Source organism: Microbacterium sp. DT81.1 (assembly GCF_049844955.1).
Classification (GTDB): domain Bacteria; phylum Actinomycetota; class Actinomycetes; order Actinomycetales; family Microbacteriaceae; genus Microbacterium.
In genome coordinates this window covers 1,055,759-1,071,479 of the sequence record NZ_JBNCMA010000001.1, presented here as the reverse complement: position 1 = coordinate 1,071,479, position 15,721 = coordinate 1,055,759, and the positions used below count along the sequence as shown (strand labels likewise).

The 15,721-nt window shown below is 70.1% G+C and carries 12 protein-coding genes; 9 read left to right on the top strand and 3 right to left on the bottom strand.

Translation table 11 applies throughout. The annotated features are described in order from the left end of the window. The first annotated feature begins 19 nt into the window (after positions 1 to 19). Genes ACLQ2Q_RS05045 through holA form a run of 3 tightly spaced genes read left to right on the top strand, consistent with a single transcriptional unit; the run spans position 20 to position 4,041 of the window. Entirely contained in the window at positions 20 to 628 is a 609-nt protein-coding gene (locus ACLQ2Q_RS05045; protein ID WP_425818525.1) for a ComEA family DNA-binding protein, read from the top strand. Then, entirely contained in the window at positions 625 to 2,994 is a 2,370-nt protein-coding gene (locus ACLQ2Q_RS05040) for a ComEC/Rec2 family competence protein (protein ID WP_425818523.1), read from the top strand. Before ACLQ2Q_RS05045 ends, ACLQ2Q_RS05040 begins: the two co-directional genes overlap by 4 nt. 9 nt (positions 2,995 to 3,003) lie before the next feature. Next, positions 3,004 to 4,041: a DNA polymerase III subunit delta gene (holA, locus tag ACLQ2Q_RS05035; protein WP_425818521.1), complete on the top strand. Its 1,038-nt coding sequence runs from the start codon at positions 3,004 to 3,006 to the stop codon at positions 4,039 to 4,041. Positions 4,042 to 4,112: 71 nt separating this feature from the next. Here holA and rpsT read toward each other — a convergent pair whose 3' ends face one another. The 3 genes from rpsT to ACLQ2Q_RS05020 form a co-directional block, all read right to left on the bottom strand. Further along, positions 4,113 to 4,373 carry a 30S ribosomal protein S20 gene (gene rpsT, locus ACLQ2Q_RS05030; RefSeq protein WP_425818519.1) on the bottom strand — a complete coding sequence of 87 codons (261 nt, stop codon included), beginning with the start codon at positions 4,371 to 4,373 and terminating at the stop codon, positions 4,113 to 4,115. A gap of 113 nt (positions 4,374 to 4,486) precedes the next feature. Then, positions 4,487 to 5,206 carry an alpha/beta fold hydrolase gene (locus ACLQ2Q_RS05025; protein WP_425818517.1) on the bottom strand — a complete coding sequence of 240 codons (720 nt, stop codon included), beginning with the start codon at positions 5,204 to 5,206 and terminating at the stop codon, positions 4,487 to 4,489. Between the two features lie 31 nt (positions 5,207 to 5,237). Next, the gene (locus ACLQ2Q_RS05020) at positions 5,238 to 8,345 is read right to left on the bottom strand and encodes an ExeM/NucH family extracellular endonuclease (RefSeq protein WP_425818515.1); all 3,108 of its coding nucleotides are present in this window, start codon (positions 8,343 to 8,345) and stop codon (positions 5,238 to 5,240) included. 214 nt (positions 8,346 to 8,559) lie between these two features. Here ACLQ2Q_RS05020 and ACLQ2Q_RS05015 point away from each other — a divergent pair, with 214 nt between their 5' ends. From ACLQ2Q_RS05015 to hrcA, 6 genes are all read left to right on the top strand, one after another. Beyond that, a complete protein-coding gene (locus ACLQ2Q_RS05015; RefSeq protein ID WP_425818513.1) occupies positions 8,560 to 9,699 on the top strand; it encodes a pyridoxal phosphate-dependent aminotransferase in 1,140 nt (379 codons plus the stop codon). Positions 9,700 to 9,711: 12 nt separating this feature from the next. Next, the gene (lepA, locus tag ACLQ2Q_RS05010) at positions 9,712 to 11,592 is read left to right on the top strand and encodes a translation elongation factor 4 (protein WP_425818511.1); all 1,881 of its coding nucleotides are present in this window, start codon (positions 9,712 to 9,714) and stop codon (positions 11,590 to 11,592) included. Between the two features lie 10 nt (positions 11,593 to 11,602). After that, a complete protein-coding gene (locus ACLQ2Q_RS05005) occupies positions 11,603 to 12,253 on the top strand; it encodes a DUF1990 family protein (RefSeq protein ID WP_425818509.1) in 651 nt (216 codons plus the stop codon). Beyond that, complete coding sequence (gene hemW / locus ACLQ2Q_RS05000) at positions 12,253 to 13,470, top strand: radical SAM family heme chaperone HemW (RefSeq protein ID WP_425818507.1); 1,218 nt, start codon at positions 12,253 to 12,255, stop codon at positions 13,468 to 13,470. Before ACLQ2Q_RS05005 ends, hemW begins: the two co-directional genes overlap by 1 nt. Positions 13,471 to 13,516: 46 nt before the next feature. Further along, the gene (locus ACLQ2Q_RS04995) at positions 13,517 to 14,452 is read left to right on the top strand and encodes an aldo/keto reductase (RefSeq protein WP_425818651.1); all 936 of its coding nucleotides are present in this window, start codon (positions 13,517 to 13,519) and stop codon (positions 14,450 to 14,452) included. A gap of 200 nt (positions 14,453 to 14,652) precedes the next feature. After that, entirely contained in the window at positions 14,653 to 15,693 is a 1,041-nt protein-coding gene (gene hrcA, locus ACLQ2Q_RS04990; RefSeq protein WP_425818505.1) for a heat-inducible transcriptional repressor HrcA, read from the top strand. Positions 15,694 to 15,721 lie beyond the last annotated feature (28 nt).

The window sequence follows — 15,721 nt, the reverse complement described above, 5'->3', positions numbered from 1 at the left end:
GCGTTCGTAGCGTGGACGGGTGACGTCGGTCGAGGGATACGCGCGGCCCGCGACCCGCTGGCGCCTCGGCATCGGTGCCGCCGTGGTGGTCGTTCTGCTCGCCCTCGCCGTCACCGTAGGGATCGGGATCATGAGGGGGAGCGCCGCTCCGACCGAATCGGTGGTCCTCGACGAGGATCGGGGCGCCGACGAGGCGGCAGAGCTGTACGTCCACGTCTTCGGAGCGGTTTCGGACCCCGGGCTCTATGTGCTCCGGGAAGGCGCACGGGTCGTGGACGCCGTCGCGGCGGCCGGAGGGATGCTCGAGGGCGCCGACGAAGCGGCCGTCAACCTGGCGCGGCAGGTCGGGGATGGGGAGCAGCTGTACGTGCCGACGGAGGGCGAGAGCGCGGCCCTCGGTTCCGCCGTGTCGGGCGCGGGACCGGATGCCGGTGACGGCCGGATCAACCTCAACACGGCGACGGAGGCCGAGCTCGACACCCTGCCGCGCATCGGGCCGGCGATGGCCCGGCGCATCCTCGAGTGGCGCGACGCCAACGGCCGGTTCACGAGCCTTGAAGATCTGCTGGCCGTGCCTGGCATCGGCGACAAGATGCTCGAAAGCCTCCGAACGCTCGTGACGCTGTGACGACGTACACCGCGATGAGGACGAGCGGCCGCGACACGAGGCTCGTGCCCATCGCGGTGGCGACCTGGGCGACCTCCCTGACGGCGATCTTCGCCCCGCAGGCAGCCGGATGGCTCGCGGCCTCCCTGTGGGCCGGCGCAATCGGCGGCCTGGCGTGGGCGGCGCACGGCGACCGCACCCGGGCGGGCCGCGGCGCGCTGATCGTTCTCGTGCTGTCGCTCGCGCTCTCGGCCGCCGTGGCGTCGCACGTGGCGATGGCCCAGCCAGCGCGCGAGGCCGCGCTCGGCGTCTCGCTCGCCGGCGGCCGGGCGGTGGATGTCCGCGCGGTCGTGACCACGAAGGCGGAGCACGGCCCGAACGGTCGGCTGCGGTTCGACGCCGACGCGTCGAGCATCGTCGTGGGGAGCGAGCGCGTCTCGCTGGCGGTGCCGGTGTCCATCTCCGTCGCCGCGCACGATGTCACGGATGGGGTGCTCGACCTCGGCAGCGAGATCATCGCGCGGGGAACGGCGGCGGCGGCGGATGACGGGGACCGGGCTGTTCTTCTCGTCTTCGCCTCGCGCGGGGTCGAGGTGGTGCGAGGACCTCCGGGCGTCCTCGGGCTCACCTCCGCGCTCCGCGGCGACTTGGTGCAGGGCGCCTCGGTGCTCCCGCAGCCGGGCGCGGGCCTGCTCCCGGGACTCGCGGTCGGCGACACGCGCGCTGTGGAGCCCGCGTTGGACGACGCCATGAAGGCGAGTTCGCTGACGCACCTCACCGCGGTATCCGGGGCGAACTGTGCGATCGTCGTGGGCTTCGCCTTCGCGGCCGCCGCCGCCTGCGGGGCGCGGCGCGGTGTGCGTGTAGGCGTCGCAGTGGTGGCGCTCGGGGGGTTCGTGATCCTCGTGACTCCGGAGCCCAGCGTGCTCCGGGCAGCCGCGATGGCGGCAGTCGGCATGCTCGCGGTGCTGCTCGGACGCACCGGCGCCGGCCTGGCGGTGCTCTGCGCAGCCGTGATCGTGCTGCTCGTCTCCGACCCCTGGCTCGGCGGCTCGCTGGGGTTCTGTCTCTCCGTGCTGGCGACCGGCGCGCTGCTCCTGCTCGCGCCGCCGCTCGCGAGGGGACTGACACGGTGGATGCCTCGCGCGATCGCCCTCGCCCTGTCGGTGCCGCTGGCGGCCCAGCTGGCGTGCGGGCCGCTCATCGTGCTCGTCTCGCCCACGGTGCCCCTGTACGGCGTGCTCGCGAACATCGTCGCCGGTCCCGCCGCCCCCGTCGCCACCATCGTCGGACTGCTCGCCTGCCTGGCGGCGCCGATCCCGTGGGCCGCCGCCCTCCTCACCGCGCTCGCCTGGCTGCCGTCCGCCTGGATCGCCGCGACGGCGAACGCGGTGGCCGGATTGCCGGAGGCCCTGCTGCCATGGGTGGACGGGTGGCCGGGAGTCGCCCTGCTCGCCGCGCTCGGCGGTGCGCTGGCACTCGTCATCGCGCCCTCCGGCAGGGGGCCTCGCGCGGATGCCGTGATCCGGTGGATCGCCGGCATCGCGCTCGCCACGACCGTGGGGGTGGTCTGCGGGGCCGTCGCCCTGCGCGGGGTGGCCGGGCCCCTGACCGTCCCGAGCGACTGGTCGATCGCGGCGTGCGACGTGGGCCAGGGCGACGCCGTTCTGCTGCGGTCCGAAGGCGTCGTCGCGCTCATCGACACGGGCCCCGTGCCCGCACCCCTCACCGCCTGCCTGTCACGGGTCGGCCTGGGACGCATCCACCTGCTCGTGCTCACGCATTTCGACCTCGACCACGTCGGCGGCCTCGATGCCGTCGTCGGGCGCGTCGACACCGTCGTCCACGGCCCTCCGGCCTCCGCAGAGGATCGAGCGATCGTCGCGGCGCTCCACGCCGCGGGAGCGCGCACCGTCGAAGGGCATGCCGGCCTCGGCGGTCGTCTCGGCGCGGCATCATGGCAGATCGAGTGGCCACGGGCCATCGGTCACTCGTTCCGCGAGGGCAACGACGGCAGCGTCGTGCTCGGCATCGAGGGCGGCGGCATCCCGCACACCCTGCTGCTGGGCGACCTCTCGGCGGCGGCGCAGCGCGCCCTTCGCGGCGACGGGGGCCTCGCCGACTCGTACGAAGTCGTGAAGATCGCCCATCACGGCAGCGCCGACCAGGACGCGACGCTGTACGAAGAGCTGGCCCCGGCGGTCGCGCTCGTCACGGTGGGCGTCGACAACGACTACGGGCATCCGAGGAAGGAGACGCTCGACATCCTGGGCTCCATCGGGGCGGTGATCGCCCGCACCGATCGGCACGGCCTGATCACGCTGACGATGGACGATCGGGGCGTCGAGGTGTGGCGCGAACGCGGCTCTGTCGACGGCCGCGGGTAGGCTGGCCGCATGGCGACGAGCGCACGCAGACCCCCCGCGAAGGCCAAGTCGCCGGCCATTCCGCAGGTGTCGTGGCGTGCTCCGCAGCCCGCCTCGATCGTGCTCGTCTCGGGTCCGGAAGAGGTCTGCGCGGAGCGGGCGATCTCCGGCATCCGGGAGTACCTGCGCGCCGAGGACGCCTCGCTCGAGGTGTCCGACATCCGGGCCGACGACTATGAATCCGGGTCGCTGCTCGGCCTGACGTCGCCCTCGCTCTTCGGCGAGCCCAGGCTCGTGCGCGTCTCCGGGGTGGAGAAGTGCTCCGACGCCTTCCTCTCCGAAGCCCTCGGCTACCTCGCGCACCCGCAGGAGGGTGCCACCGTCATCCTCCGGCACACCGGGGCGACCGTGCGCGGCAAGAAGCTGCTGGACGCCGTCCGGGCAGGCCAGGGCGGCGGCATCGAGATATCGTGCCCCGCGATCAAGCGCGACTCCGACCGGTTCGACTTCGCAGCCGGCGAGTTCAAGGCGGCCGGCCGGCGCATCGCCCCCGTCGCACTCCGCGCGCTCACCTCCGCCTTCGCGGACGACCTCACGGCGCTCGCGGCGGCGTGCCAGCAGCTCATCGCTGACGTGAGCGGCGACATCACCGAGCAGATCGTCGAGCGCTATTACGGGGGACGCGTCGAGACTTCTGCGTTCACCGTCGCCGACACCGCGATCGCCGGCCGCTACGGCGAAGCGCTGATCACCCTGCGGCATGCCCTCGCATCGGGCGCCGATCCGGTGCCGCTGGTCGCGGCCGTCGCGTCCAAGCTGCGCACGATGGCCCGGGTTGCGGGAACGCGGGAGTCATCCGGCGCCCTGGCGGCGCGGCTCGGCATGAAGGACTGGCAGATCGACCGCGCGCGACGCGATCTGGTCGGCTGGTCCGAGGCATCGCTGGGCCTCGCGATCCAGGCGACGGCCCGTGCCGATGCCGAGGTCAAGGGGGCGTCTCGAGATCCGGTCTTCGCGCTCGAGCGCATGGTCACGGTCATCGCGACCCGGGCGCCGTTCGGTTCCTAGCGACTCCCCGGTCGCCACGCACAACGAGAGCCCGCCCCCTGGGGGACGGGCTCTCGTTCGGAGTGCGCGGTTTAGAGGCCGGCGACCTGCTTGGCGATGGCCGACTTGCGGTTCGCCGCCTGGTTCTGGTGGATGACGCCCTTGCTGGCCGCCTTGTCGAGCTTCTTGGTCGCGGTGACGAGCGACGCCTCGGCGGCGCTCTTGTCACCGGAGCTGATCGCGTCGCGCGTGCGGCGGATCGCGGTCTTCAGCTCGCTCTTGACGGCCTTGTTGCGCTCGTGCGCCTTCTCGTTGGTCTTGTTGCGCTTGATCTGCGACTTGATGTTTGCCACGTGAGTGATCGGACTTTCGTTCGGTGAGCGATGGAGTTGCCGAGTGACAGGAGAGGGATGTCGCACGGCGGTCGTGAGGGCATAACCCACACGCAAGCCAATCACCGAGTCTATCAGGTCTGTTCGAGGGTCGTGATCGCGACGTCGAGAAGAGCGTTGAAGACCCGCGGCCGCATCACCGTGACGTGATGGGTCGTGCGTGGCACCACGATCAGTTCGGCATGCTTGGCGACACGCACGAAGAGCTGCTCGTTGACGCGCAGCTGGTCGAACTGCCCGTTGACGAACCACAGCGGCACGTCTATTCGATGCAGTGCCGCGAGCAGGTCGAGGACTGAGAGGCTCTGCAGCGCGATGTCCTGCGCGTCCAGCGCATAGCCGCCGGCTCCGAAGTCAGCGCGGGTCTCGTCGGGCAGGATGCGATCGAGCATGCGGTTCGTGAGCCACATTCCGCGGTCGGGGAGCGAGTCCACCCCCCGTGCCAGGAGTCGATAGGTGGACAGGCCCACACCACGCGGGATGGCCGTGCAGGACGCCGCGATGAATCCCGCAATGGGCGGGGGGTCCTCGCGTCCCGCGTAATCGACGCAGATCAGGCCGCCCATGGAATGCCCGACGAGCAGCACGGGGCCGCGGGCCGCGGCATCCTGAACGGCCCCGTCGATCGTTGCGAAGGCGCCGTCCAGCGTGAACGCCTCGGCCATGCGGCTGCCGTGCCCGGGCAGGTCCACGGCGTGAGCGGGGTTGCCCCGCTCCGCGAGGTGCTCGACCTGCGCTCGCCACATGGTGGCGGACGTGCGGATACCGTGGACGAGCACAACCTGGACGGTCACACCACCCAGGCTATGCCCGCCCACGGACTCCCTAGCGAACGACCCGAACGGCGACCTCGCTGCTGGTGGAACCGACCACGTTGGCGGGGTCGGACGGCACGAACGTGGCCGTGTACCCGTGCGCTCCGCGAGCGAGATTGTTCGGCAGCGTGTAGCTGGCCGAGCCGCGCACGACCGGAACCGTCGCCACGACGACGGTGCCTTCACGGAACTCCACAACCCCAGCCGGTGCCCTCCACGTCTCGAGCGCTACCCAGGCCACCAGCGTGGAAGGGAGCGCCCGGTTGACGTGAACCGGGAGCACCGCGATCAGGTCGGTGTCCGATGTCGCTGCGCGCACGGTGATCGCGACGGGCGCGGAGGCAGAGGGCGCCACGTCGGCGGATCCTGTGTAGCGAGCGACGACCTCGTGCGCGCCGGCCGTCAGCGCACCTGGCAGGGTGAGGTTCGCCGTCGCGACCCCGGCCGTCAGCGGCGCCGTGGCGACCACGGCTCCGTCGACGAGGAACTCGACGACGCCGGTGGCGGCGACATCCGATGCCACCGCCGCCGTCGCGGCGACGGTTCCCTTCGCGCCGTAGACGAACTCGGTACGGGCGATCTGGAGCGTCGCGACGGATGCCTCGAGCCCCTTCTCGAGGCCGACCTTCACGGGGTCGTGGTCGCTGGAGCGGAACGGATCGGGCGCGTAGTACAGCGTGCCATGGTAGTTGTACCTGCTGTACTCGAAAGCGATCGACTCGGGGGAGTTGATCGTCCAGATGTCGGCACCCGTCGCGCGGTCGGCCGCGGCACCGCTCAACAGGACGTGGTCGAGCGAGCCCGAGAGGCCGCTGAACGAGTACGAGCTCTCGCCGAGCTCGAACTTCTGCTCCACGTCGACATAGCCGGCGTCGTAGAGCACCTGAAGCGGATCCTCCTGGCCGTACGCGTTGAAGTCGCCGACGAGCGCGACCGACGCCGTGGCGCCCTGGATCGAGGCGACCCAGTCTCGAAGCGCGGTCGCCTGCTTCACGCGCGACTCGTTCGACGCTCCCTGCCCGTCACCGGCGTCGGCGTCTCCCGGGAACGGTCCGGCGGAGCCCTTCGACTTGAAGTGATTGACGACGAAGAGCAGGTCCTCGCCACCACCGACGGGCTCGAAGACCTGAGCCAGGGGCTCACGTGCGTTGCCGAACGCCTGGAGGTCGGCGCTCTGCGAACCGAGGGCGCGGGACTCACCGACCCTGGCCGCTGCGGAGGGCTGGTAGATGATCGCGTTGGTGATCACGTCCATCTCGGCCGGATCCGGCAGTTCGGTCGACGAGGGAACGTACGCCCACCGCTCTTCGCCGGCGGCCGCGTTCAGGGCCGACACCAGTGTCGCGGTCGCCTCGTCGGCCACGCCGTCCACCACGAGCGAGTTCTCGATCTCCATGAGTCCCACGATGTCGGCATCCAGAGTGTTGATCGCCGCGACGATCTTGTCCTGCTGGCGCTGAAGGTCGTCCGGGTCCCACGCGCCACGGGCGTCGCAGCCTCCGTCCACCGTGACGGGATCGTTCGCGCGGTCTTTGAACGACGTGCAGCCAGGGGTGGACGCGCCCAGGGTCGTGAAGTAGTTCAGCACGTTGAACGACGCCATGCTGATGTCCCCGCCGACGGGCTCCGGACCCGCCGTGCGTGTGTTCTCGAATGAGACCGTGTCGGCGGCACTGGACGCACCCACGAGCGGGGACGTCGGCTGGAACTTCCACGTGTTGTTGCGCCAGTCGAGAACCATCGGGTTCGCGAACGTGACCGCCGCACCGACGCGGACCGGCTCTTCGAGCGAGACGAACGTAGGCGAGAGCGCCTGGTTCGGCCCCGACGTGAAGTTGAGGGACGCCCCGTCGTCGACGGACACTCGCCGCGCGATGTTGTCGGCGGCGACAGCGGCGGCCTCGGCGGATCCGGGTTCGGCCACATCCGTCGGCTGCCGCAGCGGCGTCGTACCGGCCGCCAGCCCGACCTCGCCGAACCCGTTCGTCGAGAAGGTGTTCGTCACGGTGTAGTCGCCGGCCGGCAGAATCAGCATCGACTCGAGCGACTCACGCACCGATTCGGAGGTCGGCCACGTCGAGAGCACGACGGGAACAGGTGCGGTCACCGTGTCGGGCAGCAGCGCCACCGCGTCGGGAATGCTCGTCGTGTTCAGTTCGGTCAGGCCGTTGAACTCCTCGATGATCCCTGAGACCTCGACGTAGTCGCCGATCGCGACCTCGGCCGTCTCGGCGGGGGAGAAGACGTAGAGCGCATCAGAGGAGGTGCGCGTGGCGGGGTCGGCGTCGCCGCCCGTGCCGGGCTCCTGGATCACGAAGCCGTTGAATCCCCCGGTCGGGTAGGCGGCCGTCACAACACCGCGGGTCGTCGCACGGGCGTTGGCGTCGGGAGATGAGGCCCCGGTGCCCTGGATCGCGGCGATGGAGATGTCGCCGAGGTCCGGCGGCTCAGGCTGACCCGCCGGCGTGGGCGTCCCGGTCGTGAAGTCGACGGCGTTGTTCGCGGTGTGGACGGCCGGATCCGGGCGGGCGACAGACGTCGAGTTCGCCGTTCCGGGCGCAGGTCCCGTGCCCGCGAAGATGGTGGTGCTCGCGCCCCACCCGACCAGGTCGACGATCTGAGGGGTAACGGCGCACGCGGCAGACGAGGAACAGGTGAGCGCCTGGGCGGTGGATGTCAGCGCGACCTTGCCCGCCGTCCCGCTGATCGCGATCGTGCCGTCGACGTCGGAGTCGATCGGCGGCAACGCCAGGTTGGCTCCGAAGCCCTCGCCCACGAGCAGATGCTCACCCGGCTCGAGCGTTCCGGTCAGCGTCGTCGCGGCCGACCATGTCGTGGAGGACGCCGAGCCGTACTGAACCGCCCATCCCGTCACGTCGACGGGTCCCGCCGACCGGTTGTAGAGCTCGATGAAGTCCTGGTTGAACACCGCCCCGCTGTTGCCGCCGCCGCCGTAGACCTCGCTGATGACGACAGGCGCTGCTGGGCTCACATCGGCAGAGGCAGCGCTCGGCATGAGCACGCCTCCGGTCACGACCGCGAGGACCGCCGCCGCGGCGACGCCTCCGACAAGCCTGGTTCGCCTGGGCGCCGACACTGGCGTCTTGATCTCATGCACCGGAGAGTTCTCCTTCAGTCGTGCGCCGGAGGGCGCGTGCTCGGTTCAGCGGCGCACGGGCGCCGTGGTCGGTCCCCAGGGTTACCCGACTGAGCCTGCCCCCTGGCGCCGTCCGTCGCAAGGGAAAGTTGCCGGCCCGACGTGAACATTCTGTTAAGCCGGGCGGCATCCGATCTCCCACTTCACGCATCCGTTCGGTCGTTACCATGGCGTCATGCCCGACATCGCTCCGCATATCGCCGGAATGCCGGGCTCGGGGGTCCGCCACATCCTCGAGCTCGCCCTGCAGCGGCCGGGCACGATCATCCTCGCCGTCGGCGAACCGGGCGAAGCGGTCGCCGAGCCGATCCGCCGCGCAGGCGCCGATGCGTGGCTCTCGGGGCAGACGCGCTACACGGCCAACGGCGGCATCCCGGCCCTCCGGCGGGCGATCGTGGAGAAGCTGGCCCGCGACAACGCGGTGCACGTGGACTCCGACGACGTCTGGGTGACGGTGGGCGCGACCCAGGCGCTGCATCAGGCGATGGCCGTCGTGCTGTCTCCGGGTGATGAGGTGCTGGTTCCCGATCCCGGCTACACCACCTTCACGATGAACGCGCATATGCTCAGCGCGCGCCCCGTCGGCTATCCGCTCGACCCCGACCGGGCGTTCCAGCCCGACATCGCCGGCCTCGGCGCCCTCGTGACCGAGCGCACGCGCGCCATCATCGTGAATTCGCCGTCGAACCCGCTCGGCTCGACGTTCGACGAGGACACACTGGCCGGCATCCTCGCCTTCGCCCGCCGGCACGACCTCTGGGTCATCTCAGACGAGGTCTACGAGCAGTTCACGTGGGACGTGCCGCACGTGAGCATCGCGTCGCTCGACGAGGACGACCGCGTGTTCAGCGTCTTCTCCCTCTCGAAGACGTACGCGATGACCGGCGTCAGGGTCGGCTGGCTCGTGACGCCGGCGGGCTTCCGGGACACGATGCTGCGCGTGCAGGAGTCCGCGATCAGCTGCGTCAACACCCCCGCGCAGTTCGCGGCGGTCGAGGCGTTGACCGGCTCGCAGCAGCCGGTCGCGGATGCGGCGGCCCACTACCGCGCGAACTTCGCCGCGGCCGCCGCCCTGCTCGACGCGCGCGGCATCCGCTATCTCACCCCCACGGGCGCCTTCTATCTCTGGATCGATCTCAGCCACGCGACCGCCGGCGACGTCGGCGCCTGGGCGGAGCGCTTCCTCTACCAAGAGGGCGTCGCCGTGGCGCCGGGGACGGCGTTCGGCGCGGGCGGCGAGGGCTGGATCCGCGTCTGCCTCGCCTCGGACGCCGCCGAACTGCTGGCGGGTTTGGGCCGGCTCCCCGCCCCGTAGAATCGAGGGGACATGTCACCCCGCGCACTGAAGCCGCTCGAGCCCGCCGCGACGCCCCCCGAGCAGATCCGCAACTTCTGCATCATCGCGCACATCGACCACGGCAAATCGACCCTCGCCGACCGGATGCTGCAGATCACCGGTGTCGTCTCCGACCGGGACATGCGCGCGCAGTACCTGGACCGCATGGACATCGAGCGCGAGCGCGGCATCACGATCAAGTCGCAGGCCGTGCGGATGCCCTGGACGCTGAAAGATCCGGTCACTGAGCGAGCGCAGCGAGACGACGTGTACGCCCTGAACATGATCGACACCCCCGGGCACGTGGACTTCACGTACGAGGTGAGCCGCTCGCTCGCGGCATGCGAGGGCGCGATCCTGCTGGTGGATGCCGCGCAGGGCATCGAGGCGCAGACCCTCGCGAACCTCTACCTCGCACTCGAGAACGACCTGCACATCATTCCCGTGCTGAACAAGATCGACCTGCCTGCGGCCGATCCGGAGAAATACGCGAAGGAGCTCGCCAGCCTCATCGGCGGCAAGCCCGAGGATGTGCTCCGCGTCAGCGGCAAGACGGGCATGGGCGTCGAGGAGCTGCTCGACCACGTCGTCCGCCAGATCCCCGCGCCCAAAGGCGACCCCGACGCTCCCACCCGGGCCATGATCTTCGACTCGGTGTACGACTCGTACCGGGGCGTCATCACCTACGTCCGCATGATCGACGGCAAGCTGGCGCCGCGGGAGCGCATCCAGATGATGTCGACCCGTGCCGTGCACGAGCTGCTCGAGATCGGCGTCTCCTCCCCGGAGCCGAGCCCGACACAGGGGCTCGGCGTGGGCGAGGTCGGCTACCTCATCACGGGCGTGAAGGACGTCCGGCAGTCCAAGGTCGGCGACACGGTCACCAGCGCGACGAAGCCGTCGAAAGAGGCGCTGCCCGGCTACACCGATCCGAAGCCGATGGTCTTCTCGGGTCTGTATCCGATCGACGGGAGCGACTATCCCGTGCTTCGAGAGGCGCTCGACAAGCTGAAGCTGTCGGATGCCTCGCTGAACTACGAGCCAGAGACCTCGGTCGCGCTCGGCTTCGGCTTCCGCTGCGGCTTCCTGGGTCTGCTGCACCTCGAGATCGTCACCGAGCGCCTCGAGCGCGAGTTCGGCCTCGACCTCATCTCGACGGCGCCGTCGGTGACGTACGAGGTCACGACCGACGACAAGAAGTCGTACACGGTCACGAACCCGAGCGAATTCCCGTCCGGCACCAAGATCGCCAGCGTGACCGAGCCGATGGTCAAGGCCGCGATCCTGGCGCCGAAGGACTACGTGGGCACGATCATGGAGCTGTGCCAGCAGCGCCGCGGAACGCTGCTGGGCATGGAGTACCTCGGCGAGGACCGGGTCGAGATCCGCTACACGATGCCGCTCGGCGAGATCGTGTTCGACTTCTTCGACAACCTGAAGTCGAAGACGGCCGGCTACGCCTCCCTCGATTACGAGCCGAGCGGCGACCAGGAGGCCGACCTGGTGAAGGTCGACATCCTGCTCCAGGGCGAGCCGGTCGATGCCTTCAGCGCCATCGTGCACCGCGACAAGGCCTACGCCTATGGCGTGCTGATGACGGAGCGCCTGAAGAAGCTCATTCCCCGCCAGCAGTTCGAGGTGCCCATCCAGGCCGCGATCGGGGCTCGAATCATCGCCCGCGAGTCGATCCGTGCGATGCGCAAGGACGTGCTGGCCAAGTGCTACGGCGGTGACATCACCCGAAAGCGCAAGCTGCTCGAGAAGCAGAAAGAGGGCAAGAAGCGCATGAAGATGGTCGGCCGCGTCGAGGTTCCCCAGGAGGCGTTCATCGCCGCCCTGTCGGGCGATGTCGAGACCAAAGCGGCGAAGTAGGCTGGCTGGCATGCGCCGGGGCACGTTCAGGGACGAGACGGTCGACTACGCCGCCGTGGGTGCGACGCAGGCACCGGATCTCATGCAGTACCCGCCGGAGCGCAGCATTCCGGCCGAGGAATCGTGGCGGATCGGCAGCGGTGAATCCCGGTTCAAGACCGCCGGCGAGGCCCTCCTGTCGTGGACGGCTCAGAGGGCCGCCGGACTGACTCTGAGCGACGTGCGGCCGGCCTCCGGTCCGATGTACTCGGGCGTCAGCTTCGACGAGGAGGGGCACCCGGTCGCACCGAGCCGGCTCGAGGCCGAGCAGCGCTTCGACTCCGACGGCACCCCGTTCGTGGGGGCCGGCACGACCGTCCACATGCACGGCCGCGTGCGCGGGATGAAGATCGACGGCGAGCTGCGGGTGATCTACGTGGTCGAAGAGGCGCGGCGGATCGGGTTCGCACTCGGCACCGTCGGAGGATCGGTCGTCAGCGGGGAGGAGTCCTTCCTGCTCGATTGGTACGCGAACGACGAGGTGTGGTTCACGGTGCGGGCCTTCGATGCCCCGACTGCGCTCGCGTACAAGATGATCCCCGCCCTGACCCGTCGCCGACGCCGGGAGCTCTTCAAGGGATACCTGCGCGCCATCTCGCCGCTGTACTCCACCCCCACCTGATGGGCGGTCCGCTCCCGCTCGGCGAGCCGGCGCCGGCAGACGGCACGCTGCCGCCCGGCACGGTGATCGACGCGCACACGGACTTCGGCGTCTACCTGCACGTGCCCTTCTGCCGCGTGCGCTGCGGCTACTGCGACTTCAACACCTACACCTCGGATGAGCTGCGCGGTGCTCGGCAGGACCAGTACGCCGACGTCCTGCTCGAGGAGATCGCGCTCGCGCGCCGGGTGCTGGCGGCCGCGGCGCCGCCGCGCCCCGCATCCACCGCCTTCTTCGGCGGCGGCACGCCGACGCTGCTGCCGCCCGGCGACCTGGCACGCATGCTGGACGGCGTGCGAGACGCCTTCGGCCTGGCGGACGATGCCGAAGTCACGGTCGAGGCGAACCCGGACACGGTGACGGATGCGGTGGCCGCGGAGCTCGCCGCCGCCGGAGTCACGCGGCTCTCCGTCGGCATGCAGTCGGCCGTGCCGCACGTGCTGGCCGCGCTCGATCGCACTCACTCGCCGGCCAACGTCGCGAACTCGGTCGCCGCGGCTCGGCGCGCAGGCCTGGCGGTCAGCGTCGACCTCATCTACGGCGCCCCTGGCGAATCGCTCGCGGACTGGACCACCTCGCTCGAGGCGGCCCTCGCGCTCGAGTCGGACCACATCTCGGCGTATGCGCTGATCATCGAGGACGGCACGAAGCTCGCGCGTCAGATCCGCCGCGGCGAGGTGCCCGCTCCGGACGATGACCTTCAAGCGGATATGTACGAGACGGCGGACCGGATGCTGGGGGCAGCGGGCTTCGAGTGGTACGAGGTGAGCAACTGGGCTCGCACACCCGCGCAGCGGTCCCGTCACAATCTCGCCTACTGGCGCGGATCCGATTGGTGGGGCTTCGGACCGGGCGCCCACAGCCACATCGCCGGAACCCGATGGTGGAACGTCAAGCATCCGTCCGCCTACGCCCTCCGCCTGGCGGGCGGGGAGTCGCCCTCGGCCGGGCGCGAACGACCCGGCGCCGAGGCGCGTCTGCTCGAGCGGGTGCTGCTGGAATCCCGCATCCGGGACGGCCTGCCGGTCGACGCCCTCGACGGCCGAGGTCGTCGGGCGGTCGCGGGACTGGTCGCGGACGGCTTGGTGGATGGGCGCGAGGCCGTGCACGGCCGCGTGGTGCTCACCCTGCCCGGGCGGCTGCTGGCCGACTCCGTGGTGCGGGCGCTCACCCCGTGACCCGCGCCAGACGTGTGAATCAGAGAAGCCAAGAGGAAGAGGAATGATGAAGACGTTCACCCTGACCGGAACCGACATCGTGGCGCCGAACGTGGTGCTCGGGCTGATGCGCATCGGCGACAAGACCGATGACGAGGTGCGGGAACTCGTGCGGACGGCACGGGATGCCGGCATCGACTTCGTCGACCACGCCGACGTGTACGGCGGGGATCTGCACGGGTGCGAGCGCCGGTTCGCCGAGGCGATGGCCCTCACGCCGTCGCAGCGCGACGAGATCACGATCCAGACCAAGGCCGGTATCGTGGGGGATGGGCCGTACTTCGATTTCTCCTACGAGCACCTGATGGAGTCCGTGAACGGGTCGCTCGAGGCCCTGGACACCGATCGGATCGACGTCCTGCTGCTGCACCGCCCCGATGCGCTCGTCGAGCCCGAGGAGGTCGCCCGCGCGTTCGACGAACTTCATGCGGCGGGAAAGGTGCGCGCGTTCGGGGTGTCCAACCACACGCCGCGGCAGATCGATCTGCTGCGCAAGCACGTTCGCCAGCCTCTCGTGGCCAACCAGCTGCAGCTCTCGATCACGCACTCGCCGATCGTGGCCCAGGGCGTCGCCGCCAACATGGCCGACGAGCAGCAGTCGATCACGCTCGACGGCGGCGGCATCGTCGACTACTGCCGCCTGCACGACATCACCATCCAGGCGTGGTCGCCGTTCCAGGCCGGCTTCTTCAACGGCGTCTTCCTGGGATCGCCCGACTACCCCGAGCTCAACACCGTGATCGACCGGCTCGCCGCGCGCTACGACGTGCCGCCGATCGCGATCGCCACGGCATGGATCACCCGGCACCCCGCCGATATGCAGGTCGTGCTGGGAACGACGAGTCCCGAGAGGGTCGCCGGTGCGGCGCAGGGATCGGACATCCCGCTCACGCGGGCCGAGTGGTACGAGCTGTTCCGGGCATCGGGACACCGCGTCCCCTAGCCCGGCTCGGCGGCGGGTGATCGGCTAGAATTGGCACTCAGACGACACGAGTGCCAGTGGGCGCGCGTCAGCAAGCCAGGGGTGTGGGGCGGAGCCCCATACAGAATTGCGTCAGCAAGCCGGGTGTGGGGCGAAGCCCCAGAGAGAACTGCGTCAGCAAGCCGGGGTTTGGGGCGAAGCCCCGCAAGGGAGGAGCGGACATGGTCACAGAGCGCGGCCTCCAGGTGCTCCGCGCCATCGTGCAGGACTACGTCGACACCCATGAACCCGTCGGCAGCAAGTCGATCGTCGAGCGGCATGCGTTCGGCGTCAGTGCCGCCACGATCCGCAACGACATGGCGCTGCTCGAGGACGAAGAGCTGATCACCGCGCCGCACACCTCGTCCGGACGCATCCCGACCGACAAGGGCTACCGCGTCTTCGTCGACCACCTCGCCCAGCTGCGCCCGCTGACGCCGGCCCAGCGCTCGGCCATCACGACCTTCCTCGGCGAGCCCACGGATCTCGACGACGTCCTGGCCCGCACCGTGCGGGTGCTCACCCAGCTCACCGGTCAGGTCGCGATCGTGCAGTATCCGTCGTTCTCCCGTGCCACCGTGACACACACAGAGCTCGTGCAGCTTTCCCCATCGCGAGTGCTCGTCATCCTCGTCACCGACACCGGCCGCGTCTCTCAGCGCATCGCGCTCGTGGGCTCTCCGCTGGACGAGTCCGACATCGGCGCGCTTCGAAGCCGCATCGCGGCGCTGATCACCGGACGTCCGGTGCGGGAGGGCGCCGAGCGCATCGAGGCGCTGAAGGCCACCACGACCGCCGAGCCCAGCCGCATCGACAACGCCCTCCTCTCCATCGGCCATGTCGTCGCCGAAGAGCTCGAGGAGTTCCGGCAGGACCGGCTGGTGATGGCCGGCGCAGCGACCCTCGCCAGGCGCGAGCAGGACTTCCACGGCAGCATCCACCCCATCCTCGAGGCCATCGAGGAGCAGGTCACCCTGCTTCGGCTGATGAGCGAGATGGTGACGGATGCGCACGGGCTCGGGGCCAGCATCGGTCGGGAGAACGAGGCCTTCGGCCTTCCGGAGGCATCCGTCGTCACGAGCGATTACGACGCCGGCGGCGGCACCGCCCGCGTCGGTGTGATGGGGCCCACCCGCATGGACTATCCCAGCAACCTGGCCGCGGCGCGGGCTGTCGCCCGCTACCTCAGCCGCCTGCTGGACGAAGACGAGAATCGTCGCTGACGCGACGGCTCCACCGACGACGGGCGCG